We start from the raw sequence: 23,804 nt of genomic DNA, 5'->3' as shown, positions 1-23,804 counted from the left end.
TATTCTCTTTAAATTTCCAAACACTTGCAAAGGTTTCAGTTTAATCTTACCTGAAATTAGTAATTGAATATGTAGCATACTCTTTTTCAAAATGATAACCTATTTTTTTCGCCAAGGCTACAGATCCTTTGTTTGCTGCATCCCAGCTCGGATAAAGCTCCCTGTTCAAGCATTCAAGTATTAATTTTGAAGCACAGACAAGTGCAAGTCCTTTTCTGCGATATTCCTCTTTTGTATCTATTTCAATTTCTATCCCCTTGCTATATACAGTATAGGAGGACGCACCACAAACAATCCTATCCATATGAAGTATAACAAAACCAAGCCCATATTTTTCATAATCATTGTAGGTCGGAAATTGAGAACATAAATCCTTTGACCACTCTTCTGTCTTAACTTTGTTATATATTATCTCATCTATCTTCATTATGCTATATTGGGATGGAAGCTTTTCAATATATGAGTGCAGTTTTTCTTTATCAAATATATCTTGTTCCTTTTTAATAGCATAACGCATAAACCTGTGGCAGTTTATTTTGTATTCATGCTCAATCAGATCTTCCCACTCATCATTTTGTGGTATCATTAAAATGCACTTTGAAGAAAAATATTCGGGAATATTTTTTACCAGCCCAACATTCGGAACACCTGCAAAAAAGCAGAAATCTCCCGTAATAATTTGTGCTGAATGGGGATTATCAATATCATCAACCCAGGCATTTCCCATATAACCCTGCAAACAAGACCATAAGAGTGTTTCGTTCCAACCATCAAAAAACGGAGTAATTCTATACATCTCTTCTTTTTTTAAACGATACATCTCCATAACCTCCTCATGCACAAAATGCAAATAATCCAATAAAAGCTATAGATTATTGATTGCCTTATTTTATTTCATCCTTCTGTTAACCCTCTTAACGTATCTTTGTAAAGCTAAAACTCCATCATGGGGCTCGCCGCTGTAGTTTACAGACATGTACCCACAACTTGCCACACGTGTAACACCAGCTGCGTAAAAGATGTTAGACAATTCATCAAGTTCATCACTGTTGCAGCTTAAACCCACTGTTTGCAGATGCCCCTTGTGTAATCTTAACATAGCTAATAGTTCTTTCCTTCTTATAGGCATTACCCATATATTACGAAAGAGAGGTGAGGCTTTCAATTCAGCCTTATAATCTATCATAACGCCGTAGTCTTTTCCCTCATTTGTTATTAGCCGTTTTTCTTTTAGAATCTCTTCTGTTTTAATAAGCTCATGAGTCCAGGTAATCTGCGCCTGTACATCAATTTGCCTGGTTGCTGCAGGATATTGTGTTCCTACAGACTTTATGTTTTGTGACAATCTCTCTGCAAATTCATCAATTTCCTTAGGTTTATCAGTTTCATAAAATACACATTGAGGAGAGCTGCAGTACAGCTGATCTGTTAGACATATGTCCCGTGCCAAGCCTTCCAAGTCCTTTTCATCATGCGCATGCTTTGTAAAGTATGCAAAACTTAGTCGGTGCCCCCATTCAATTATTTGCAAGTATGGCGGTGAGAGATGTCTGATAGCAGTTATAGCCTCATCTGATCCCCAGACAACTACTGCATTTGCCATTTCAACAAGCTGATTAATAACTTCTTGATTTTTAGACGAAACATCTAAAACATAAATATATGGCTTAAGTCTTGGCTCTATTTCTGCCAATCTTAATAATATTCTGGAGGATATGCCTCCTTCATTATCTGGTAGCTTTAAAATGTTTATATTCCCAGTCATGAGACCTTCTATTACACTGAAAGCCGAAATTCCTAAGGCATTTCCTGCTCCAATATGCATTATTACTCCAAGTGGATAATTGCACTCTTCTATACCATTTCCAACTTCCTTCCACGCAAAAGGTTCCTTGCCAAGCTCCGCATGCAGTTTCCTGGTCAGTTCTCCTTTACTCATGCTTTTAACTGTGACGCTTACATATTCCTCTGCAGCCCATTTCTGTATTCCTAGGGACACTAGCTGCTTAACTATCTCCCTTTGATCTATTTCCTCAGCTAAAGTATGTGTTGCTTCAATTACTACTTCAGGAGACAGCTTTGGAAGCAGAAGGTCTTCTTCCATTCTTGCCTTGGCCTCGGATAATCTTTTAATAAAATCAGTCTTTGAAATCGGTTCTCCTCTGTAAATATTATCCATGCTAATTCTCCTTCATAAATTCAGAAGCAGCAATAGCGCAGCTTCTTGTTTTAGCGGTGCCTGCTCTCCCTAGAACTTCAAAATAAGGACTTGTAATTCCGCAACCGCAGTCTTTCCCATCTCTAAGTACTGCAATATCGCCCATAATTATAGAAGATATTGGCACGGAAGATACAAGAGGACTTATAAAGCTTAAAAAACCAGGTTCATTAAAACCTAAAGGTTTCAGTGTTTTCACATCCCGAATTATAACTCTGCTCCATATTGGTACATGCATATGATGATTCTCACATTCCGGATATGCGACACTGTGCTCTACTGCACTATAGAAATCACGGCAGTTTTTAGAGGGAATACCAAGATACTGCTGAGCCATGTCATACAACTCCTGCTTGTCTATAGCCATATCGTCAAATTTCTTCCAACCGCCACCTGTCAGTACAACTGATCTTTTATTAAGCTTTAGTGGCTTCATTCCTGAATCCTTCATCATCTTTAAAAGCATGTATAGATAAGAAGGAAAGCCAAGTATGCGTACAGGCAGCCCTTGTCTGTTAAAGCGCTTAAAAGCATTTATAATTCCGAAATAATCAATTTCATACTTATCTCCTAGAGACCTTAAGGCGAATACTTTTTCCTTTGCTGGGGCAAAGCGTGTCATCCCAAGTGCCACCTTCACATTGCCCATTTCATTACCTTTTTGCGGCTCATATCCTAAAATGAGATAATTAGTAGGGATAATAGAAATAAAGCCATGATATCTTATAGCCCTAATAGCCATTTTTGTTCCTAGTCTTAAGGAGTCCTTATCAAGGAAAATCTGACTTTTCTGACCCTGAGTACCTGATGAAGTGGCATGTATTTCAACATCGTCCTTTTTAATACTAAGCACTTCATGGTATTTAAAAAACTGAGCGGTTATTGGTGGGATTTTTGCACAATCCTCTAAGTTTTTTATATCTGAAGCTTTAAAGCCCTGTTCACCTAGAAACTTCCTATAAAATTCACAATTGTTGTTATGGTGCTCAATAGACTCTCTCATGGCCTCCACAAAGAGCTCTTGGCTGCCTTCTTGATCATAGATTTTTTTATAAGAGAATAATTTTTCTCTTGCTGTTGCCACTGTGATCCCCCCTACTTTAACCTATATATAGATTATAAACCATAAATTTACACACATCCATATAAAAAAATCCACCTTCAAGGTGGTAAAATATTGTTATGTGATGTTTTAGAACTTATACTATCTATATACGTAGATTTGCCACATATATGTCATATTATATCTTTCATAATATAAGAAGAATATGAAGTAAGCCCTTTTATATCATTCTTATACTGTTACGTATTAAAAATTATTTCTTCCTCATAATTATGGCTTGGAAATCGGTATTCCTTCCAACATTAATCTGTTCAAACTCAATTATATCGAAAACATTACTTAACAATTCTTTAATCTTACTTTCAGAGTAATATGAAAAAAAGCGTGGAGTATTGGTTACTTCGTTTATAAAATCACTTTCAGTATCCACACCACCATATACACCCATATAGAATAATCCTTTTTCGCTAAGTACCAAGTTGATTTCATTCAAAACATGCGGTAACTCAGTTTTAGGCACATGCAAAAGACTATTCATAGACCATATACAATCAAATTTTTTATTTAAATTTGAGATATTATAAAAATCCAGTTCATATGATTCTATATTTTTTTCTTTACACAATTTAACCATTTCACTTGATAAATCAACCGCTACAACACTTAAGCTACAATCCATAAAGAATTGACTATCATTTCCCGTACCAGCCCCTATTTCTAATAAAGAGCTTTTGTTTTCTGATTTTATGTAATTGTAAAATCGAATTCTTTGATTCTTCTTCCATTCTTCTTTTTCAGATAAATTTCTTAGTTCAGCTTCTTGATCATAATATTTCTTTAAATTAAATTTCACTATGTTTGAATCCATTTATATAACCTCCGAATAAATAAAGTATCTTTAGTTCTCCATATTTACAATTACAATATATTGTTTATATGCAAAAATCACTAAATGCGTAAACATGGACTTCCTTATATCTAAAATTTCATATAAATTCTCGTGCCGCCGACGTTTATGAACCGGATCTCTGAGGAATACCACTTAGCTACGCTTGTGCCCCATCATTAAATAGTTCTGAACTAACTCCATAAATATAAACACTATTTCTATTTGAATTCTTTAGGAATATACTTTACTAAAGCAAAGTTTTTAGTGACAAGCTCAGTATCTAAAATCCTACCACCTTCAAACTTAGCTATCTTATTTCGCCAGATTTCATTTTGCCTATAATAATTATCTTCAATTTTTAAAAATTTGTGGTTCTTCTCAAACACATGATATCCAAAGTTAAGTTTTTCATTTATCCTAATTTCCCCTTCTAAACATTTTTCAGTTATCCAAAGATTTATTTGAAAAGTATAGCTTGTATTATTTTTCACCTGAAAATCTCCATAGTTATAAAATATTGTAGCACCACTACCAAAGGGAAGTACCCTTCCGTCATCTGGAAATGGGTCAAAGCTGTGGTGATGCCTCTCTATTACAGTAAGTGGGCTATGCATTACAAGCCAATTTAAAAGATTTGCAATTTGGCACAATCCACCTCCAATTCCTGGTCTTGCTTCACCAAAACAAAGCTCCATTCCTGGAAGATATCCTTTAAATTTTGTAGGAAGCCCCACCGTTTTGCAAAATGAAAAAACTTCTCCTGGTCTGATGATAATTCCATCTATCTTCTTTATAGCTATCTTTAAGTTCTTAACCTTATTAAGCTGTAGTTGCACATCGCTATCCCCTAATTTTCTGATTAAAACTGATTGATGTTTTTTAACTCTATATGGCAGTTTGTTAAAATTACTCAACTTTGCAAACTTGATAGAACTAAAATACCACTGCTTGTATCTAATTATACGTCTATACCAAACCGCTAGAAAATAAAATATTGGATGTCTTTGACTTAATAATTTCTTTTGCATTTTAATCCTCTTATTCCATAATAAATTGAAAATTATCTACTCAAAGTATCTATCAAAATAGTCATTCTAATAAAATACTTTAAGCGGTCTATAACTTTCATGAATATATCATTTCCTCTAACGTTTCTAATTGCCGACACCGAGATACTTAGCCAGACTTGGCTTGGTGAATGAAAATTGTAAAGTAATTTGTTTTCTATTATGCACATAATATGTATTTGAGGATGTCTGATAAATCCTCAGTATCAACTGCATACATTGCACTTTGTTTAACTTTTGGCGAACTGTTTATAGCAATTGATTTTCCGCAGTATTGGAAAACTGGAATATCTGTTGATCCATCTCCAACAGCAATACATTCATTAGCGTTTATACTGTTATTCTTACAAAAATCTTGTAAACACTCTATTTTTTGTTCAGCTCCAATATAATTAAGAATTTTTCCTGTAAATAATCCATCAACTACTTCGTAATCACTACCATAATAATTATCAAATCCCCAAATATCACATACAACTTTGGCTACTTGCTTTGGGCCGACGGTAATAACAATACATTTTATACTTTGTCCATGTAATGCTTCAACTACATTCTTAATATTTTTTAAAGGTTTTGCAATCTTTAAAAATGATTGCGCAATTTTACGTTCCTCAAGACCTAAAAGTAACTCTGCTCTAAGATAATCTGCTGATATATAGTTAATCAAACCTTTTTCTTCTTGTTCTTGAATGAAAGAGTGCTCTTTTTCTTTCCCATTTAAAATACATGGCAGCATAACGGAATGTATATCTCTAATCAGAGTATCATCCAAGTCAAAACAAACAAGTTTTAATTTCCCCACTTATATACACCTTCCCCAAATATAAATTATCTAAATTTAACAACAACTTACATGCCCAATAACTACCCACTTATTATTCCATTTTTTTCTTACTAAACCAGCCATTACGATATTCTTGTTAGTTTCATAGAACACTATTTTTTTGCCATCATTAATATCCACTATAGATATTACTTTTGATAGTCCTACATTTGAAGTTCCACGTTGATACCAGAAATTCAATGCTTTTTCAATAGTGTTTCCGTATTGATACCTTGGTGAAATTCCAAAACCCTCAGTCCAAAACCAAGTAAATACTAATATTACCCCTGTACCAATAACAAGCAAATTCCTTTTATAACTTTTTAGCATTACTATTACTCCTTATTTTTCTTTATGTATATTCTTAACGCCTTAATTAGAAGATAAATTAAATAAATTATAACTGCAATTGGTAAAATCATAATAATTGATAACATAAATACTTTAGTCAATAAACTCTCCCCCTTTTTATTAATTTCCTATAAAATAATGAGGCGCACTATCACTTTTAAAGTAACGGAACATAAACTTACAATAAAATATTCTTTCTTCTAACGTCTCATGTTGCGACGTTCCTGAACCGGACCCCAGAGGAATACCTCTCCACGTGCTTGCACCGATGAAGGAATGTGCCTTAGCTGCCATCTATTTTTAACCTATATATAGATTGTAACCCATATTCTTACACTGTTCTATATAAAAAAATCCACCTGCCAAGGCGGACGGCAAAATTTTGTAATGTGCTGTTTCAGGTCTTTACTTACTATATGCGTAGGCTTATCACCCTTCATTACATCAGTAAAATAATAAGAATGCATATCAATTATGAAATTTTTCTAACCTTAATCTTCTATAATTTTTTCTCAAGTAAATAAAATAGACCTTTTCTCCAATTTGCTTCTCCAACCTTTTTATATCCAAGAGTTTCATACATTTTCAATGCATATGGATTTTGAGAAAAAGCATCTAATCTAATTGATTGTACTCCCATTTTTAACAATAAATTTTCAATCATACTCATTGTTTCTTTCCCTATTCTTTGATTTTGATAAATAGGATTAACACATAGTCTATGTACTATTGCAAACTTTGTGTTATCATATTGCCAATTTCCATTTTCGTATTCTTGGTCAGATTCATTATTAATAACAACAACAGAAACAATGATATCATCTCTAATTCCGACATACATTTGATTTTTAAGTACATCTTGTTTAAGAATTTCATCATTTGGATATATTTCATCCCATTGGTATATATTGTTTTCATTCATTGTTTTAATTGCGTTCTTAAATATATTAACGATTATATTTAAGTCATCAAACCCTGATTTTCTAATAATCATTACAATTTCCCCTATCATTAAATAAATAATCTTTACTCTAAAGAAGTCTGAACCGCACTCATGAAAGCTGTTATATAATTATCCTTATACATTCTGATATATTACATCATAATATTCACCGATTACTTCTCAATTAAATCAATAATCATACTGCGGGGTTATGGCTTTCTTACCAAATATAAAACTATGTCATCATGAAGCGTTATTTTGCCGCCAAAACTCAAAATAGCATCCTTGATGCCTGTGATAAATTGTGATTTATTAGGCTCTTGTAATGTGAGATGTGGGGCTTGTATTATTGTCCATGAAATAAATTCATCAGAGCTATATTCCCTTGTTTTATGATAATGACGGCATTCAAAATCCACGAAGCCATAGTTTTCAACATTAGCGTAGGCTAAGCTACATGTATATTCAGTTTCTGGGCGGAAGTATTTTGCGTATACCTCCTGTATCTTTGAATATAAGGCTTCATTATGGCTCTTGTAATCTGTTCGGGTTAACATCATTGCAAATGTTCCATTGTTTTTCAACAGATTATATACTTTTGGAAAGCCTATTTCCTCCGGAATCCACTGGATTGTCGCGGCTGAATAAACCAAATCGAATTGATTTTTCCCAAAATCATATGTTTCAAAATCTGCATTAACAATTTGAAAATTATCATAAGTACTGAATCTGTTCTTCATAGCCTCTGTAAAATTTTCACCAAGTTCAATAGCCAGATACGAACAGCCTGTCTTTAATATAGGCTCGGTCGCCTGTCCTGTTCCTGGACCAATTTCAAGAGCCGTTTTGTCTGCATCAAGCTTAGCGTATTTTATAACATCGGCGAAACACTCTTCACAATAACGGGTTCTCCATTTGTCAAACTCTTCGGGGAGAACCCTGGTGTCAAAGATTTTTCTAAAATCCATTGTAATCCTCCTTACAGTATATAAATAATCGTTAGTTGTTAATTAATTTCTATTGTGGCTTTTCATTATGTAATAGAAAATGTAATGCGTAAAATAAACTTTATCAGATTTAAAATGTCATATGACGTTCCTAATTGCCGACGTCCTTCAGCGCTAAGCTTAAATTTACCATTGTCCCAAATCTCTTTAATGAAGAATATATGAGAAATGTGAAATAATAAACTTTTAAATTACAAACATATTTATTACTCGTAAGTAACAATATGTTCAACTGTATCATTTAGATTAAGTAACCTCTCCGCAAAAAAACTTGGATACGCAACATATTCCTTTAATTTATTAATTGGTAGCCAGTGCATATATTCCCGTACTCCCAGAGTATAACTATTACTATTCAACTCTTTCGTACCTCTTGATTTCATCAGAAAATAAAATGCGATTTCATGGCATTTGAAACCATCTAGTGTTCCAGAACCTTCAAAGAAATTCTCATGAATAAATGCTAATCTATCGATTTCATATGAAACGCCCGTTTCTTCAAATACTTCTCGTTTAACCGCATCTTCTGCCTTTTCTCCTAAATGTACCCCTCCACCTATAGAATAATAATATGAATCCAATTCATTTTTCGCGAAAAGTACACACCCATCTTCAATAATTATTGCTGCAGCCCTATACCGGAACCATCCATTTCCATTTTGAAATCCACAATCCATTACTAATCCTCCTGTATTATGTATAAATAGTCTTTTGTTCATACTGATCTACTATCATGTAGCTACAAAATCTATCTCGAATTTTTATTTATATATGTGTTTAATGCTTGAATTGCCTTAAGCGAAACGCTAATTACTGCAATGTATGTCAACATTCTGAGCATTGATTCTATAATAGCAAAGGAGCTTATTGCGCCAAAAATGCCCATAGTATTACTCATTGTACATATCCCCCCTTAAACTTATATTAATATACCAAATTGAATCAGATCTCTTTATTTTAACGATCACTTTAAATTTGCACTCACTATAAAAGGATTTCAGTTAACGTCTAGTGTTGCCGACGTTCCTGAATCGAACTCCAAAGAAATACCCCTTGGCTGCGCTTGCGCCGGTGAAGGAATGTACCTTGGTTAGTTGCCTACTTTTAACCTATATATAGATTATAAACCATAAATTTACACATATCTATATTAAAAAATCCACCTGCCAAGGCGGATGGCAAAACTTTGTTATCTGATGTTTTAGAGCTCTCTTACGTTCTATATGCGTAGGTTTGCGCCATAAATATCATATTATGTCTTTCATAATATAATAAATATAACAGCTTATTGTTTTGTGTTTTAGACGCAGTGCTTACTCAATATGTTCTTCTTTAATTCTTATAATCTCCACCATAGGATATTTTTTATTAAACATTTTAACTAAGCTTTCCAATCCAAATATCTCGGTAAATGTATGACTGCCAACTATAAGATTTATCTTACTATATTGCGCATATTGAACAGTATAAAGTATCTTTTCACCAGTAAAATATGCATCACAACCTAAATTAACAGCATCTTTTATATCAATAGCACTAAAACCTGCGCCTGTTACTACCCCAATTTTCTTTATTAATCTTTCGTTATTTTTCCATTTTCGTACTGGTTCTTCTAACAAGATTTCTATTTTATTCACAAGTTTTTCAAGCTCAATAGGTTCATCTATTTCTCCTATCCTTCCACAATACATTTCTTCTTCATTTGAGAATTTATCTATACTCTTAAATCCAAGTTTTTTTAATATTGAATTGTTGTTGCCAAATTCAGCATCATCTAGAGGTGCATGAATAAAAAATGAGTTATGTTATTTTGTTTTAAAATTTCAAGTACTTCTTCCTTTATTCCAGACATCCATTCCCAGGTATCGTGATGTGTTATTATCAAATCAACATTATTTTTTGCTGCTTCTTGTGCAGACTTAATAGTTAAATTAGTGCAGTATCCCAATTTAACTACATCTTTTGTTCCGATATTGGTAAAACCATATTCATTTTTTCCTTTTACAATCTCTAATTTTTCTTTTGTAAAAGTTTCAATAATAAAGTTTTCAAAATCTTTGATTAACATATTATCTCCCCCTTAAATAGCACTTAATTATGTAATCCCTATAGCTATGTTGGGAATATTTATTTTATTGGTATTTCGTAATAATAAACTATGGTGATGCAATATAAAACATTGCTAATTAAACATATTAATCACAAATAACTGTAGTTAGTTGTGGGAACATTAATAATGAGGTGGTCAATATGTTTAAAAAATTATCAATCATATTGTTCTTTTTCTTTATATCCATAAATTCAATACACGTTAATGCTCAAGACTTTAAATATATTGAAATTTTTGACCCAAAACAAGATAAAGTTGTGAAAGTAGTCCAATCAAATCCTCAAATTCAAAGCATGATTACAAGTTGGATTACTAATATAGAAGGGTTATATAAAAATGACCCCATTACTGACGATGGTTATGTTGTTAAAATTGCTTTAGACCCGCTTGTTAAAGTAAACTGTAAGTCCTTGAATGCACTTGTAAGTGAAGTCTATATTCTAATTCCCGAAAATGAACCGCCATGTTATCTGATTTTTGAAGATGAAAATAAGTTATTAAGCCTCGTATTCAATGGCGATATTGACATGTTGTCTAAAGTTTTAGATTTTAAACTTAAGAAATAAAGAGAATAAATAAAATAACTATCAAGTGAAATCAGTATTTTATTACTTTTAAGTTAACCCATTAGAGTTCATTTAGTTCACTTAATAATAAAACAGCGAAGCAACTCAACTTCATATTTTGTTGAAAACTTCATTGTTTATCTGAAATTATTGACTTTTCATTGGATTAAACCTCATTAAATAATGCGTCTCTGTTTCACTGTACTTGTCAAATCCAAATCGTTTGTATAAATTTTGGGCAGGATTAGACTTAAATACTTTTAGGTATATAGGTTTATTCGCCTTCTTGGAAAGTGATGTAATATATTGCAAATAAAATGAACCTATACCTTTACGTTGAGATACTTCAAGCATTTGAATAGAAATGCCTTCAATTTTATCTTCTAGTTCATTATAGGCAAAAAAACCTATAGGTACATTATTTAGTAATAACTTCTGAAAACACGTTTCTTTCATCATATCATTGAAAGCATCAGTGTTCATTTTAATTTGAATATTCTCTATCCATCCTCCGTAATATTCATCAACGTATTTTTTAAAGCAAACTCTTTTAATGTCTATGTAATTACCCAAATCATCAATGATTACATCTTGCAATGAAAAGCCTTGGTTTATTAGCTCTGCTGTTAATCGCATTTTCCACCTCCTGTTACGGTGATATATATATACCACTTATATAATCTATAGTTCTCTTTTATTTATTGCTTCTTATTAGTATTTGTTACAATTGTCATTTAACATTTTAAACAGTTCATCTGTATTTTTTATTATACCTTGCATAGATGGTCCTATTCCGCCTACACACATAAGGAAGCTGCCCCCTAATACTTCATCATTACAGATTACCTTTATCCACTTGTTATTATAATATTTAATAAAATAATCTGGACATTGATACCACTCTATAGACTTCACCTTTAAATATTCAAGCCTAAAGTTCAACTCATTGTTTAAATTTGAATAACTTTTTAAAAATCTAATATTATTCTTTATTGCTTTGTATTCAAATAAATTTTCAGTAAGTGTGATTTCACCCTTACTGAAAAATACAATTGGAAATTTTAAAAAGTAATATATTCTTACTTTCGGAAAATCCTTGGGAATTTTACATAACTTAATGATTTTTGTATCAAGGTGTGTTTTGGATATAATATCACTAAACTTTTTTAAATGTTCCTCCGAAGTAATCCAAATATTTTTTATGTTCATTTATGTTCACCTCTTTCTTTTTAAATTTAATCTTCAACACAAACAAATAGTAATATAATTTTTTCGACTAACGTCTCGGATTCCCAACGTCATCCAACCTTACAGCGGTGGCTATAATTCTTAAATAGCTCTTATCCTAGTATTTTAGCTACTTCGTCTCGGTTAGGTTGGAGGATGTGCGTAGCGAAAGGGAATGCATTGTTAACTGAAGTCCGCCTCTGTTAAACTTGAAATTAACACTATCCCAAAACTCTTTCATGAAGTATAAAAGTATATCCTGAATTAGCTATATAAACATTTCACTGAATAAGTAGGTTGATAAAATAATCTCCTTTTTCTTGGTTGGTAATCTCAATCAGTTTATCTAAAAACTTTTCTGTTGTATCTGTATTACTTGTGTGAACTATGTTCAATAATTTCTCAAATTTTAATTCACCTATGTTTTTTTTCAATTCATTTAATATTAAAGGTCCTTTTTTATAAAGAACCTGGTGAGCTTTATCATTTTTTCTGTCTATATCCCTGATAGGAGGTAATTTTTTTGCTTCTTGGCTATAAGTATTGATTCTATTATTGAATTCTTCAACTCCAAATGCGTCTCTCAATGCTAATAGGGCTGAAAATTCCGCAAATGATTCATTTAGCCAATCCTCCCAAGTATCGGGGTTTTTAACTTTACACCACCATAGATGTGCTAATTCATGAGCTATAAATTTAAAATATCCAACTTCATCTTTATTGTTATAATCAGGCGTTATAACAATTAGCCCTGGGCTGCAATATCCACCACCATCTTTCCTTGGGGCAATTACAATTGAAATTTCCTGGCTATCTATCGGTCCGAATCGCTTATAATAATTTAAAATAATTATAGAATAATCACTTATTTTTTGTGCCAAATCATTATACTTATTATCTATAAAATAAACATTAACATCAATGTTTTCAATATTACACTTTACACATTTGAATTCTTTAGAGGCTATTATAGGGCAGTCACTATTAGGTATTAACTGATTGATAATTGAATATTCTCCAATGTCTTTTGAGTTAATTATTCTATATCCATCACTTATTTGAACCTTTACATTAAACAAAGCTTGTTCAAGTTTTTTCGATAACGGAAACCATGGCGTATATATTCCCAACTCAATCCAGTCTTTTGTTAGTCTATTTATTCCATATTGCGTAACGAGATTTATGTGTCCTTTGTATTTAAAATTTATATTTATAATTTCATTCTCGTAAATTGGTTCATCAAACAAGAGCTTTATTAATTTTGATTCTAATACAAAGGGACTCCATTGTATTTTTTCACTGCCAACCTCATACCTCATTTTCTTATCACATGTTACATTTTCTATCTGTATATCCTTATAAATATAAAAATTTAAAACTTTTGTACTTGATAAATTACACTTGTAATTTACTGTAACAGCTGAATATAAAAACTGATTTTCTACTTCTATTTTTAAATCAGCATTATAAAAGTTATAATTATTATTCATCTTACTTTTTCTCCATTTAGTTCGCTATAAATTATTTATGTGGCTTATGACCTTTGATTTAATGTTCACTCCAAATTTGCACTTATTTCAAAAGGATTTCAGTTAACGTTTTTTGTTCAAGACCTCTGCCAGCGTTACAGGAATTAAAAAAAGCTTACATAGATCTTATGTTAGTTTTTCTAAATTCCGGCTCGGTTAGCTGGCGGATGCGCTTTGCAGTCTTCCTATGCAAAGCGGACTTTAACATCTTGTTAGGCGATGGATTCTATTTTTTAAATGGCCAAAAGGTCTTCTTACATGTATTTTTTCTATTTGTATCTATAATTTCGTTAATTCCAAACTCATCAAACTTATCTAGTAAACCTTCATAACCATTCTTTAGTTTGTAATCCATTTCTTCTTCATATAAAGGGATGATAGTATAAAAATTAATAGTTCTTTTTTCATCTACCTTCAATGTTAGAAAGTTTCTGTTTAACATAATTGGAGGCAATAGCATAATACCATTAAATTTGATATTGTCATATATCGGTTCTGGTGGATTCCCATTGGGTATTGTGTGAGCAAATCCTAACCATGTCTCATAATCGTGTGGAAAACGAGCTATGTTCTTTAATAACCTTATAGGCCAATAATTAACCTCATTTTTAAACGCTTCTTCAAATACAGGCCAACTTTCCGGTAAGCAAATCATTAACTCAGCGTATTTGTAATCTTCTAACCCCTCAGGTGTATTCATTGGCAGAAAACTCATCCCTGATGTAATAAATATATGATTGTTTCTTTCTTTACTTGGTTTAATGTAATAAACGTCCAAATGCAAAGTGTCAGATACTAATTCATGATAAACAGATTGAATTTTCCCTATATATTTTTCTATATGCTCTTCCATTTTGCGAATTAAATCTAAATCACCATAAACTGGTGGCTTCCATTTATGTTCCTTGCTTTCATACCTATAAATAGGTTGTCCAGATTCTGAGTATTCAATATTATCGTTCATATCAATTTCAACCCTTTCTTCAGTTTCTTTCGCCTAACGTTCTCGCATTAGAGATGTTACTGAACCGGACCCCAGAGGAATACCCCTTGGCTACTTGCGTCAGTGAAGGAATGTGCATTGGCAAGCTACCTGTTTTTAACCTTTATATAGATTATAGACCATAAATTTACACATATCTATATAAAAAAATCCACCTACCAAGGCGGACGGCTAAATTTTGTTATCTGATGTTATAGGTCTTTTACTATCCATTTGCGTGAGGTTACCCCTCAACATTTCTTTCCACTCAGTTTACTTTATATGGATTTTTTTTGCATATGATTTAATATCTAGTGCTTATATATTCATTTATATATTTAAATGAAACTTTCTTAAATCTCTTTTATGATAGGCTCCGATATTGAAACAACATCGATAATATGATTAAGATAAGCAATTCCATAATGCTTAAATGGACCTGGATAATCTTCTGAAGCAAAAGTTCCAACCTTTATAAAATCTAAATATCTAGACTTTTTATAGATTCTAAAAGCCTTACCATCAAATTCCTCATAGCCATCTGAGCCTGCAAAACTTTCATTTAAAATTAAATATCCAATGTACGATTCAAAATCTATTTGTATTAACGGAACTGTATAATCATAGTTAATTGAGTATAAGTTGTTATTAACTTTATCGCCCATATTTAATAATTCTGGAACAGAAGTTGTTTCACTTCTAGTGAAAGTGAGCCTGAGATAATTTTCTTTGGGTTCTTCAATTTTATCTAGATATATCTGTTCTATATTCATTAAATCCAAGTAATCTATAGCGTGATAATAATTTTTTCAATTCCTCTCCACCTTTTTTAGTATAATAAATTATCATCGGGACGTAATATAAAAAGATTCCGTTCTAAATCAATTTATAAAATACACGCTGAACCCGCATAGAATCAGTAAATATTTAAATATTAGTATATTTATATATTTTTATTTTTATATATTTGAATAGCTACGTTTAATTTTACCAATCTGACCCAAGAAACTTTCTACATTACGTTGATACATTTTAGTAAACATAGCTTTTCAGTTAACGTCTCGTGTTCAAGACACCGAGAAGCCTAGAGCGACCGCACTTGGCTTCGCAGGTGTGCTTTGAAGTTCTCCCATGCAAAGCGGACTTGAACATATTGTTATCTGATGGGATATGTTCCGCACTACCTATAATCGATATCACTATCCCATACCCACAAAAGAATATATTTTCAATGCCCTATTACTTTATTATCATTTCAATTCTTGCATTATTTTCTGTTACCCACAAATCAATTTTTTTAAATAATTCCTTCATAAGAGGATCAGGTTCATCTATGCATTTAATCTTAATAACTATATTTACTGGATCAAGTCTTCCGAATTCTTTTTCAAATTCTCCACTATTTATATATCCTAAATAATTTTCTATCTTGTCCAAAAGAAGTTCTTGTGTTGTGGGAGATGAATCTAAGTGTTTACTAGTAACTATTATCAAATCCACCCCTTTCCCATCCTTCTTTACTCCTAAAATATCTATGTTATTAACATTTTCTATCGGCATATACTACTCCCCAATTCAATTTTTCTTTTACCAAAATCTATTTAGCAAATAATAATCCATTATTTAATCTATCAAAGAAATTAAAAATTGTGTTACCTTGTTCTATAAGCGCATCAAACTCTAACATATAAGGAACCATTATATATTTAATAGTATCTCCACGCATATCAAATGCAAATGCTTCCCCGCCACCATCAGAACCAAATAAAACTAGTCCAGGTGTATATTTTTCAACCTCTAAATTTTCATTAGTATCAATAAGTTCCTCAATAGGCCATATACTAATATATGATTCTCCTATAGTACCTTCACATCCATTAGAGAACAACATAAATTCTATATAATCACTAGGAAATTTAATACCTAATTTGTTTTCAGTTTCTGATATTATTTCAATGCTTGTTGGCATGCTTAGCTCAACGTCACTTACATACTTTTCAAACTTATTTTTCATAAATCGCACTCTCTTTTCATTTTTTCTCAAAGATTTAGTTTGTATCGGAACCTATCTTTCATGAACATATCCTTTCAGATAACTATCAAATAAACGACCATGTCGTTTTATACCTTAAATAAATATAATGCATTTAATGTTCCCTCTTTAACAGCACTCATTATTACATTATATAGTATAAAAAAGAATATAGCTCCGCAGAACAAATAAAGCATTAATACTGCACCCATTTCATCACCCCAATAAATCATTTATCTTCCGTATTAAACCAATTATAGCATAAATAGTCTGAATTATATAACAAAAATACCTAATTCGTCAAATGATAAATTATTTTTATATTAGTGCTAGCATAATCTTTATTTACTTTTTATTTTGTGCAATTATCTTTACCATTATATTAGATTCATAATTATGAAATTAGGTAAAAAGTAAAGCAGCTTAATAAGCTGCTCTCTCTACTATAAAATATTTTGCACAAACTGAATTTTTAATCCGTTGGGATCTAATACATAAAAGAATTTAGTATGTGGGTTGGGTTGAAATGGTCCACTCTCAATGCTTATTCCTTTTTCTTTTACAAAAGACATCATTTCATCTACTGAACTTACTTCAAATCCAAGGGAAATACTATTCCCGTAATTTACTTCTTGTTTACTGCTAATTAATTCAATCTTTGTTTCGCCATCACCTAAAAATGCAATTTCTACCTCAGGACCAGCACTGAATCTTCTATTTACTTTAAGTCCAACAATCTCATTGTAAAACTTTAGAGATTCATCTAGATTTTTAACAATTAATGTGCTCCAACAAAATTTCATAATTTATTACCTTCCTTTGAATGTATTACACCAATTATAACATATGTAGTCTGCATCATATAACTAAAATTCCTACTGTATTTTTTATTTTAATTTCCAGACTTGTAAACATACTTATCTAAAAATTCACGAGCTACATCCTTAGGATCTTTGCCTAATTTATCTACTTCATAATTTAATTCCATCATAATATCATCTGTTATTTTACCACTCAACTTATTTAGCTCCACCTTTAGCTCAGGATATTTAGTTAATAATTTTTCGCTAATAAGCGGTGCAGCATAATAGGGTGGAAAATAATTTTTATCGTCTTTTAATATTTTCAAATTTAAAGCTTTAATCATTCCATCAGTTGTAAAGGCATCAACAACTTGTATTTCATTGGCAGCAATAGCAGTGTATCTAACTGAGGAATCCATTTTCTTTTCATCTTTAAATGTAAGATTATATTTTTCTTTTAATCCCTTCAGTCCATCTACCCTTTCAGAAAATTCCATAGTGGTACCAATGATTAAATTTGGACTTACTTTAGCCAGATCAGATATTGTGTTTAAGGAATATTTGTCTGCTATGTCCTGCCTCACTGCTAAGGCGTAAGTGTTATTAAAGCCTATTTGATCAAGCCATGTGAGTTTATATTGAGTGTCAAATTCCTTTTTAACTGTATTAAATACTTTTTCCGGATCATTATCTACAGGCTCTTTTAATATATTAACAAGTCCTGTTCCTGTATATTCTACATACATGTCAATTTTATCATTTTGAAGTGCGGAAAAGGCTATTTGTGTACCTCCAAGGCTCAATTCAGTTTTAACCTTATATTTTGTGTCTCTCTCTATCATTTGAGTATAAATGTTTCCGAGAATTTGGTTCTCAGTGAAATTTTTTGCGCCAATAACAATTGGGCTTTGTGCTGAAGAAAGTTTAACTCCAATAATACTTGCAATAATTACTATAATCGCTGCTGCAGCTATTTTTAATTTTTTTAAATTAAAAGAATAACCTATATTAAAATCTTTAAAAAAGTTTTTAGACTTTTTTAAAGACATTTTCTTTTCAATTTTTCCTATTAAAAAGTCTAATAATAAGGCAAATAAACATGCTGGTATTGCCCCAGATAAAATCATATTGTTATTCATAGTTTGAATGCCAGTAAAGATTATTTCCCCAAGGCCTCCAGCTCCTGCATATGCGGCTATTGTCATAAGGCCAACAGAGGTAACTGCTGAAATTCTAATACCAGACATAATTACTGGAAGTGCAATAGGAAGCTCCACCATGTATAGAAGCTGCCAGGAGGTCATGCCCATTGCTTGTCCAGCCTCTATCATATCGTCACTTACTTCTTTTAAGCCAGTATATGTATTCTTTATAATTGGTAATAAGGAATATAAAAATACCATAAGTATGGCAGGCTTTTCTCCAATCCCCATAATTGGAACTAAGAAACCTAGTAAAGCAAGACTTGGAATTGCTTGAAGAAGGTTTGCAATACCTATTACAAGTGGTGCAAATACTTTAAATTTAGAAATTACTATGCCTAGAATAACCCCAATTACTATGGAAGTGAGTACAGATATGAATATAAGCTGAAAATGCTTTTCAGCTGCTCCAAGTATTTGAGGAAATCTATCTATAAAAAAATTATATAATTCCAAATATATCACCTCAATTAAATTTTTGTATAACTGCGATTAGATAAAACTGTAGTATACTAAATTCAAATTGTATTTCTTATTGTTTCTGAATGACCAATAAATCTTGCCACGAAATCATTGGCAGGGCTTTGCAATATATTTTCAGGAGTATCGTACTGTACTATTTCGCCACTATTCATTATGCAAATTTTATCACCAAGCTTTATTGCTTCTTCCATATCATGTGTTACAAATACTATGGTTTTTTTAAGCTGCTTCTGCAAATTGTTAAGTGCAGTTTGAAGTTCTCTTCTTGTTATTGGATCTAGTGCACTAAAGGGTTCATCCATTAAAATAATTTGAGGATTTGTAGCAAGTGCTCTGGCTACTCCTACCCTTTGCTGTTCTCCGCCGCTTAGCTGCTGAGGATATCTGTTTATAAATTCACCTGCATTTAAGCCTACAAGATTTAAAAGTTCTTCTACCCTGTTTTTTATCTTATCTTTTGGCCATTTCTTTAAATAAGGAACTACAGCGATATTTTCTCCTATATTCATATGAGGGAAAAGACCTGTTTGTTGTATTACATAACCAATAGTCCTTCTAAGCTCAATTGTATTTTTTTCAGCAATATCTTCACCATTAATTAATATACTGCCTTTAGTAGGCTCTATCAGTTTATTTATCATTTTAAGAGTGGTAGTTTTACCACAGCCGCTTGGACCAATTAGTACCATTAACTTTCCATCCTCTAGCTTTAGGTTTATACCTTTTAAAATAGTTTTATCCTGGTAACTTTTTTGTATATCTACGAATTCTATCATTAAGCAGCACCCCCATTTACATATTATTAAGCAAATTTTAGAAGCAGTTAATTTATTTTTTTTAATATTTTAAGTTATTCCTTATTATTTTTTAGGAGCATCTATAAATATATATCCAGGCTTTATGCCGCTTCTTAAGCTGCACATAAGCCTGAGAAATATACGCCCTTGTTATTTACAGCTTATATTAATGTTTTTTGTGTTTCCTTATTAATGACATGATATTATGTACTATGCTTAATTACATGCGTCATAAACTGTTTTTAATGTTTCTTCCATAAGCTTAGGTAAATCAACATAAGCTTTAGAATTTATTTTATTATATATTCTATGATTGTCAGCATTTGGAATAAATTCATCCTTTTGTTTTACCATATTATTAACAGCTTCGCTAAAGCCATTGTATAAACCAGTAGCCACAGCCACACAAATTGCTGAGCCTAGAGCTGCTGCGCCATTGATTTCATTTCTTACAGTCTTTACACCATACATATCAGCAAAAATCTGCATATATAGATCGCTGTTTGAGCCACCGCCGCATATGATTAATTTTTCTGGCTTAATTCCTAATTCATTAATCATAGCGTCGTAATTATTCTTTAAGGTAAATGCAATACCTTCAAGCAAGGAACGATAGATGTGACCTCTTGTATGACGTTCATCAAATCCAAGGATGACACCTTTTCTATATAATTGGTTCGCAGGTGCAAGCCAGTCTGGAATAGTTAACAAACCATCGGATCCCGCTGGTACATTTAAAGCTTCTTTTGCTAAATAATCCTCCACAGAATAGCCTTCACTTTTTGCTTTAGCTGCATATTCTTCACCAATAATGCTTTTATACCAGGAAATGAGCCACATTCCACGTCTGATACCATTACTTTCATATAAATATCTATTTGGAACGCAAGATAAATTAGTCCAGAAATTAGCTGGAGCAGCTAGATTTTCACTGCCGCTAACCATTGAAGCTATGTAGGTTCCCAAAGAAACAAGTCCCACATTTGGATCTATAAGCCCTGAGCCAAGAGCTTCAACTGCCTTATCATTAGCAGTAGCTACAACTGGAATTCCTGCTGGCAGTCCAGTTTCCTTTGCCACTTCCTCAGTTACATAACCTAGGATTGTTCCTGGCATCTGTATATCTAGCAATTTTTCTTTAGGTATATTAAAACTCTTAAGATACTCTTCATCCTTAGACCAATCCCAAGTATCCATATCTACAGGAAATTGCCATTGATAAGCATTTGCAGCTGTATCCTTAAATTCTCCAGTTAATCGATGTGTTAAATATCCTGAAGTTGGACTTGTATAGCCAATTTCAGGGTCATCTTCAAATTTTGTATATGAACGTACATCCATCCAGCTCATTACTGGTGCTGCCAATGTACCATCTTTTTTCATAAATACCCTGCAGCAGCGAATAGAACAAAGCCCTAAACCCACAATATCTTTAACATCGCCCTTAAATTCTTTCATAATCTTCTTAAATACAATCTTGAGACTGTCCCATAAATCGTCCTCTGGATGCTCAACATAGCCAGGCAATCTTGACATCATTGGCTTTAGCCCTTCGCTAGCACTGCAAATCACTTCACCCTTCTTGTTAAAAATAAATATCTTTGTACTTTGAGAACCACTGTCTACTCCAATTATATATTTATCCCTCACTTGAAACCCTCCTGTATTCCTCTGTACTGGGCAGTTTGAACTTGCTCATTCCATTCGCAAACTGCCCGTAAAAGTCCATTTAGGACTTTTACCTGCACACAAAGATTATTAATCCTTGTGCCTCCTTTATTCCTCATTCTGCAGTAAATGATTATCAATCATTTACCCTACTGAAATAATTATTCTAACAAGCTAAGGCCTTTGCTCACACAAAAACCTTAGCTTGTTAGGAAATTATATACCTTCTATGTTATCTTACTAAGAAACCACCATCAACTGCCAAAATATGGCCATTTACAAATTGGGAAGCATTACTTGCCAGGAATACTGTAGTTCCCATTAAATCATGAATCTCTCCCCATCTTCCTTCTGCAGTATGGTCAGCAATCCATTTAAATCTTTCAGGATCACTAGTTGAATTTGCTGCAGCCTTTGTTTGGAAATATCCTGGCGCAATACCATTAACCTGGATATTATATTGTGCTAATTCATCACAGTATGCTTTTGTTAAGCCCGCAATACCATGCTTTGAAGCTGCATAGGCTGGTGACCATTGTCCACCTAGGAAAGAGAATAATGAGCAAATGTTAATAATTTTACCGCTTCTTTGTGGAATCATATATTTTGCAACTTCATGAGACATTTCAAAGGCTCCTGTAAGATTTATAGCTATCATTGGATCCCACTCTGCTCTATCAAATTCTAAAACAGGTTTACAAATACATATTCCTGCACAGTTTACTAAAATATCTACTGAACCCAATGTTTCAACGCATTTTTCAACAATCTGCTTTGGAACTCCTGGTTTTGTCATATTTGCATACATGTATACAGCTTTTCCACCTTCATCTTCAATTAGTTTATTATGCTTTGGGTCATCTGGCTCAATACTTGCCATGAATATATTTGCACCTGCCTTTGCTAATGCCAAGGAAAATGCTTGTCCTAACCCAGTGTTACCGCCAGTAACAATAGCATTCTTACCCTTTAAAGAAAAATAACTCATGTTAAAATCTGTGATATTCATAATTTTTCCTCCTTGTAGTCTGTCGTAACAATTATTAATTGTTACGCACCTGTATTTTTTATTACGAACATAAGGCTAATCCATAGGATCCTTTAATTTATTTTGTCTTATTTTTTCTACTAACTTATCAATAAACTCAAAGGCATCACCTTCAACAACAATATCAGACAAGCTGCAAATAGGGGCATCCTTATTTATGTTTACGGAAATTATATTCTCAACATTCTTTAAACCTTCAATATGTTGAAGGGAACCATAAATCCCCAAAGCTATATATAGCTTTGGACTTACAGTTTTGCCAGACTGTCCTACCTGAATACTTCTTGGGGCTATACCGCTATCAACCACTCTTCTACTTGCAGACACCATTACGTTCAGCTCATCAGCCAATAAATATAGATGCTTAAAATTCTCAATTACACCACCGCCGCCTGAAATCAAAACTTCACTTTCTCTTATGTCCTTTGGCTTTTCTTTTTCTATAGCTTCCAAAAGTCTAATCTTGCTTGGTTTTACATTAGCAGGTTGAAAGTAAATTGTTTGTGTTTTCTTTAAAGCCACTAAGGAATTCACAAAAACATTTGGTCTCACACTCATCATAATTGGCTTACAATTTCTATTTATAATTGCAGCTAGTAATTTACCGCTAAAGGCTGGCCTTACCATCTCTACTAAACCATTATTATGCTCAATGCCAGTAACATCTGCAACGAGGCCAGTTCTAAGTCTCATGGCAAGCCTTGGAGCAAGCATCCTTCCTAAATATGTTGCAGGAATAAGTATGCTGTCAAAATCATACTTTTGCTGCAATTCTTCTATACAATTTGTTATGTTTATTATATCGTAATTCTTTAACCTTTCATCCTGAGCAGCAATGAAATAATCAAATTGCCCATAAATAGCTTCAGGTTTACAATTGAAACAAACAGCATAGGTTTCATATTCACTGCCTTTATAAATCTGATTTACTACCTCTAATAAATCTATGGAATTTTGAAAATCTTCTTCATCAAAGTAGATTAAACTTCTATTCAT

28 protein-coding genes and 1 pseudogene are annotated in these 23,804 nt (G+C 32.3%); 1 reads left to right on the top strand and 28 read right to left on the bottom strand.

Going from position 1 to position 23,804, the window contains the following annotated elements; all coding sequences use genetic code 11:
* Window positions 1-46: 46 nt before the first annotated feature.
* The 13 genes from ACJDUH_RS04855 to ACJDUH_RS19725 all read right to left on the bottom strand — a co-directional run bounded on the left by ACJDUH_RS04855 (window position 47) and on the right by ACJDUH_RS19725 (window position 10,429).
* Complete coding sequence (locus ACJDUH_RS04855; RefSeq protein WP_406764029.1) at window positions 47-820, bottom strand: GNAT family N-acetyltransferase; 774 nt, start codon at window positions 818-820, stop codon at window positions 47-49.
* Between the two features lie 69 nt (window positions 821-889).
* A complete protein-coding gene (locus tag ACJDUH_RS04850; RefSeq protein ID WP_406764028.1) occupies window positions 890-2,179 on the bottom strand; it encodes an acyl-CoA reductase in 1,290 nt (429 codons plus the stop codon).
* Window position 2,180: 1 nt separating this feature from the next.
* Entirely contained in the window at window positions 2,181-3,302 is a 1,122-nt protein-coding gene (locus ACJDUH_RS04845; protein ID WP_406764027.1) for a LuxE/PaaK family acyltransferase, read from the bottom strand.
* Between the two features lie 232 nt (window positions 3,303-3,534).
* Window positions 3,535-4,149, bottom strand: a complete 615-nt coding sequence (locus ACJDUH_RS04840) for a class I SAM-dependent methyltransferase (RefSeq protein ID WP_406764026.1) — start codon at window positions 4,147-4,149, stop codon at window positions 3,535-3,537.
* Window positions 4,150-4,388: 239 nt separating this feature from the next.
* Complete coding sequence (locus ACJDUH_RS04835) at window positions 4,389-5,198, bottom strand: VanW family protein (protein ID WP_406764025.1); 810 nt, start codon at window positions 5,196-5,198, stop codon at window positions 4,389-4,391.
* 199 nt (window positions 5,199-5,397) lie between these two features.
* Window positions 5,398-6,039, bottom strand: coding sequence for an HAD family hydrolase (locus tag ACJDUH_RS04830; RefSeq protein WP_406764024.1), 642 nt, complete (start codon window positions 6,037-6,039; stop codon window positions 5,398-5,400).
* Window positions 6,040-6,075: 36 nt separating this feature from the next.
* A complete protein-coding gene (locus tag ACJDUH_RS04825; RefSeq protein WP_406764023.1) occupies window positions 6,076-6,390 on the bottom strand; it encodes a hypothetical protein in 315 nt (104 codons plus the stop codon).
* 520 nt (window positions 6,391-6,910) lie between these two features.
* Window positions 6,911-7,405: a GNAT family N-acetyltransferase gene (locus ACJDUH_RS04820; RefSeq protein ID WP_406764022.1), complete on the bottom strand. Its 495-nt coding sequence runs from the start codon at window positions 7,403-7,405 to the stop codon at window positions 6,911-6,913.
* 158 nt (window positions 7,406-7,563) lie between these two features.
* Window positions 7,564-8,322: a methyltransferase domain-containing protein gene (locus ACJDUH_RS04815; protein ID WP_406764021.1), complete on the bottom strand. Its 759-nt coding sequence runs from the start codon at window positions 8,320-8,322 to the stop codon at window positions 7,564-7,566.
* A gap of 245 nt (window positions 8,323-8,567) precedes the next feature.
* Window positions 8,568-9,038, bottom strand: coding sequence for an NUDIX hydrolase (locus tag ACJDUH_RS04810; protein WP_406764020.1), 471 nt, complete (start codon window positions 9,036-9,038; stop codon window positions 8,568-8,570).
* A gap of 71 nt (window positions 9,039-9,109) precedes the next feature.
* Window positions 9,110-9,259 carry a hypothetical protein gene (locus ACJDUH_RS04805; protein WP_406764019.1) on the bottom strand — a complete coding sequence of 50 codons (150 nt, stop codon included), beginning with the start codon at window positions 9,257-9,259 and terminating at the stop codon, window positions 9,110-9,112.
* 415 nt (window positions 9,260-9,674) lie between these two features.
* Window positions 9,675-10,106, bottom strand: coding sequence for a Nif3-like dinuclear metal center hexameric protein (locus tag ACJDUH_RS19730; protein ID WP_479723052.1), 432 nt, complete (start codon window positions 10,104-10,106; stop codon window positions 9,675-9,677).
* A gap of 29 nt (window positions 10,107-10,135) precedes the next feature.
* Window positions 10,136-10,429, bottom strand: coding sequence for a Nif3-like dinuclear metal center hexameric protein (locus tag ACJDUH_RS19725; RefSeq protein ID WP_479723045.1), 294 nt, complete (start codon window positions 10,427-10,429; stop codon window positions 10,136-10,138).
* Between the two features lie 206 nt (window positions 10,430-10,635).
* On the opposite strand from ACJDUH_RS19725, the gene ACJDUH_RS04795 reads away from it, so the two are divergent.
* Window positions 10,636-11,037: a hypothetical protein gene (locus ACJDUH_RS04795; protein WP_406764018.1), complete on the top strand. Its 402-nt coding sequence runs from the start codon at window positions 10,636-10,638 to the stop codon at window positions 11,035-11,037.
* 147 nt (window positions 11,038-11,184) lie between these two features.
* Here the strand turns inward: ACJDUH_RS04795 and ACJDUH_RS04790 are convergent, their stop codons facing one another.
* From ACJDUH_RS04790 to ACJDUH_RS04720, 15 genes and pseudogenes are all read right to left on the bottom strand, one after another.
* Complete coding sequence (locus tag ACJDUH_RS04790) at window positions 11,185-11,673, bottom strand: GNAT family N-acetyltransferase (protein ID WP_406764017.1); 489 nt, start codon at window positions 11,671-11,673, stop codon at window positions 11,185-11,187.
* A 75-nt stretch (window positions 11,674-11,748) separates the two neighbouring features.
* Window positions 11,749-12,246 carry a hypothetical protein gene (locus ACJDUH_RS04785; RefSeq protein WP_406764016.1) on the bottom strand — a complete coding sequence of 166 codons (498 nt, stop codon included), beginning with the start codon at window positions 12,244-12,246 and terminating at the stop codon, window positions 11,749-11,751.
* A 299-nt stretch (window positions 12,247-12,545) separates the two neighbouring features.
* On the bottom strand, window positions 12,546-13,754 hold the full coding sequence (locus ACJDUH_RS04780; protein WP_406764015.1) for a M1 family aminopeptidase: 1,209 nt from the start codon (window positions 13,752-13,754) through the stop codon (window positions 12,546-12,548).
* A 265-nt stretch (window positions 13,755-14,019) separates the two neighbouring features.
* The gene (locus tag ACJDUH_RS04775; RefSeq protein WP_406764014.1) at window positions 14,020-14,757 is read right to left on the bottom strand and encodes a suppressor of fused domain protein; all 738 of its coding nucleotides are present in this window, start codon (window positions 14,755-14,757) and stop codon (window positions 14,020-14,022) included.
* A gap of 371 nt (window positions 14,758-15,128) precedes the next feature.
* Window positions 15,129-15,548 (bottom strand): hypothetical protein, encoded by a 420-nt coding sequence (locus ACJDUH_RS04770; protein ID WP_406765011.1) that lies wholly within the window; start codon window positions 15,546-15,548, stop codon window positions 15,129-15,131.
* Window positions 15,549-16,014: 466 nt separating this feature from the next.
* Window positions 16,015-16,335: a DUF6572 domain-containing protein gene (locus ACJDUH_RS04765; RefSeq protein ID WP_406764013.1), complete on the bottom strand. Its 321-nt coding sequence runs from the start codon at window positions 16,333-16,335 to the stop codon at window positions 16,015-16,017.
* Between the two features lie 37 nt (window positions 16,336-16,372).
* The gene (locus ACJDUH_RS04760; protein WP_406764012.1) at window positions 16,373-16,789 is read right to left on the bottom strand and encodes an SMI1/KNR4 family protein; all 417 of its coding nucleotides are present in this window, start codon (window positions 16,787-16,789) and stop codon (window positions 16,373-16,375) included.
* A 107-nt stretch (window positions 16,790-16,896) separates the two neighbouring features.
* Window positions 16,897-17,040 carry a hypothetical protein gene (locus ACJDUH_RS04755; protein ID WP_406764011.1) on the bottom strand — a complete coding sequence of 48 codons (144 nt, stop codon included), beginning with the start codon at window positions 17,038-17,040 and terminating at the stop codon, window positions 16,897-16,899.
* A 210-nt stretch (window positions 17,041-17,250) separates the two neighbouring features.
* Window positions 17,251-17,610, bottom strand: a complete 360-nt coding sequence (locus ACJDUH_RS04750; RefSeq protein ID WP_406764010.1) for a VOC family protein — start codon at window positions 17,608-17,610, stop codon at window positions 17,251-17,253.
* Between the two features lie 89 nt (window positions 17,611-17,699).
* Complete coding sequence (locus tag ACJDUH_RS04745) at window positions 17,700-19,268, bottom strand: ABC transporter permease/substrate-binding protein (protein WP_406764009.1); 1,569 nt, start codon at window positions 19,266-19,268, stop codon at window positions 17,700-17,702.
* 71 nt (window positions 19,269-19,339) lie between these two features.
* Window positions 19,340-20,071 (bottom strand): annotated as a pseudogene (locus ACJDUH_RS04740) (ABC transporter ATP-binding protein); the annotation flags it as partial.
* 237 nt (window positions 20,072-20,308) lie between these two features.
* Window positions 20,309-21,742 carry an FGGY-family carbohydrate kinase gene (locus ACJDUH_RS04735; protein WP_406764008.1) on the bottom strand — a complete coding sequence of 478 codons (1,434 nt, stop codon included), beginning with the start codon at window positions 21,740-21,742 and terminating at the stop codon, window positions 20,309-20,311.
* A complete protein-coding gene (locus tag ACJDUH_RS04730) occupies window positions 21,739-21,879 on the bottom strand; it encodes a hypothetical protein (protein ID WP_406764007.1) in 141 nt (46 codons plus the stop codon). The genes ACJDUH_RS04735 and ACJDUH_RS04730 overlap by 4 nt, the downstream gene beginning before the upstream one ends.
* Window positions 21,880-21,992: 113 nt before the next feature.
* The gene (locus tag ACJDUH_RS04725) at window positions 21,993-22,769 is read right to left on the bottom strand and encodes an SDR family oxidoreductase (RefSeq protein ID WP_406764006.1); all 777 of its coding nucleotides are present in this window, start codon (window positions 22,767-22,769) and stop codon (window positions 21,993-21,995) included.
* A gap of 75 nt (window positions 22,770-22,844) precedes the next feature.
* Window positions 22,845-23,804: an electron transfer flavoprotein subunit alpha/FixB family protein gene (locus ACJDUH_RS04720; RefSeq protein WP_406764005.1), complete on the bottom strand. Its 960-nt coding sequence runs from the start codon at window positions 23,802-23,804 to the stop codon at window positions 22,845-22,847.

The sequence above is a fragment of the Candidatus Clostridium radicumherbarum genome (genome assembly GCF_045310525.1).
GTDB classification, from domain to species: Bacteria; Bacillota; Clostridia; order Clostridiales; family Clostridiaceae; genus Clostridium_AT; species Clostridium_AT radicumherbarum.
This window is presented reverse-complemented; position numbering and strand designations above follow the sequence as displayed.

Excerpts from the sequence above, each read along its gene's own strand:
- ACJDUH_RS04810 (WP_406764020.1), bottom strand. The coding sequence starts at position 9,038 with ATGGATTGTGGATTTCAAAATGGAAATGGATGGTTCCGGTATAGGGCT.
- ACJDUH_RS04725 (WP_406764006.1), bottom strand. The coding sequence starts at position 22,769 with ATGAATATCACAGATTTTAACATGAGTTATTTTTCTTTAAAGGGTAAG.
- ACJDUH_RS04820 (WP_406764022.1), bottom strand. The coding sequence starts at position 7,405 with ATGATTATTAGAAAATCAGGGTTTGATGACTTAAATATAATCGTTAAT.
- ACJDUH_RS04755 (WP_406764011.1), bottom strand. The coding sequence starts at position 17,040 with ATGATTTATTGGGGTGATGAAATGGGTGCAGTATTAATGCTTTATTTG.
- ACJDUH_RS04825 (WP_406764023.1), bottom strand. The coding sequence starts at position 6,390 with ATGCTAAAAAGTTATAAAAGGAATTTGCTTGTTATTGGTACAGGGGTA.
- ACJDUH_RS04850 (WP_406764028.1), bottom strand. The coding sequence starts at position 2,179 with ATGGATAATATTTACAGAGGAGAACCGATTTCAAAGACTGATTTTATT.
- ACJDUH_RS04720 (WP_406764005.1), bottom strand. The coding sequence starts at position 23,804 with ATGAATAGAAGTTTAATCTACTTTGATGAAGAAGATTTTCAAAATTCC.
- ACJDUH_RS04765 (WP_406764013.1), bottom strand. The coding sequence starts at position 16,335 with ATGCCGATAGAAAATGTTAATAACATAGATATTTTAGGAGTAAAGAAG.
- ACJDUH_RS04840 (WP_406764026.1), bottom strand. The coding sequence starts at position 4,149 with ATGGATTCAAACATAGTGAAATTTAATTTAAAGAAATATTATGATCAA.
- ACJDUH_RS04780 (WP_406764015.1), bottom strand. The coding sequence starts at position 13,754 with ATGAATAATAATTATAACTTTTATAATGCTGATTTAAAAATAGAAGTA.
- ACJDUH_RS04835 (WP_406764025.1), bottom strand. The coding sequence starts at position 5,198 with ATGCAAAAGAAATTATTAAGTCAAAGACATCCAATATTTTATTTTCTA.
- ACJDUH_RS04790 (WP_406764017.1), bottom strand. The coding sequence starts at position 11,673 with ATGCGATTAACAGCAGAGCTAATAAACCAAGGCTTTTCATTGCAAGAT.
- ACJDUH_RS04785 (WP_406764016.1), bottom strand. The coding sequence starts at position 12,246 with ATGAACATAAAAAATATTTGGATTACTTCGGAGGAACATTTAAAAAAG.
- ACJDUH_RS04770 (WP_406765011.1), bottom strand. The coding sequence starts at position 15,548 with ATGAATATAGAACAGATATATCTAGATAAAATTGAAGAACCCAAAGAA.
- ACJDUH_RS19725 (WP_479723045.1), bottom strand. The coding sequence starts at position 10,429 with ATGTTAATCAAAGATTTTGAAAACTTTATTATTGAAACTTTTACAAAA.
- ACJDUH_RS04815 (WP_406764021.1), bottom strand. The coding sequence starts at position 8,322 with ATGGATTTTAGAAAAATCTTTGACACCAGGGTTCTCCCCGAAGAGTTT.
- ACJDUH_RS04730 (WP_406764007.1), bottom strand. The coding sequence starts at position 21,879 with ATGAGGAATAAAGGAGGCACAAGGATTAATAATCTTTGTGTGCAGGTA.
- ACJDUH_RS04750 (WP_406764010.1), bottom strand. The coding sequence starts at position 17,610 with ATGAAATTTTGTTGGAGCACATTAATTGTTAAAAATCTAGATGAATCT.
- ACJDUH_RS04855 (WP_406764029.1), bottom strand. The coding sequence starts at position 820 with ATGTATCGTTTAAAAAAAGAAGAGATGTATAGAATTACTCCGTTTTTT.
- ACJDUH_RS04760 (WP_406764012.1), bottom strand. The coding sequence starts at position 16,789 with ATGAAAAATAAGTTTGAAAAGTATGTAAGTGACGTTGAGCTAAGCATG.
- ACJDUH_RS04805 (WP_406764019.1), bottom strand. The coding sequence starts at position 9,259 with ATGAGTAATACTATGGGCATTTTTGGCGCAATAAGCTCCTTTGCTATT.
- ACJDUH_RS04775 (WP_406764014.1), bottom strand. The coding sequence starts at position 14,757 with ATGAACGATAATATTGAATACTCAGAATCTGGACAACCTATTTATAGG.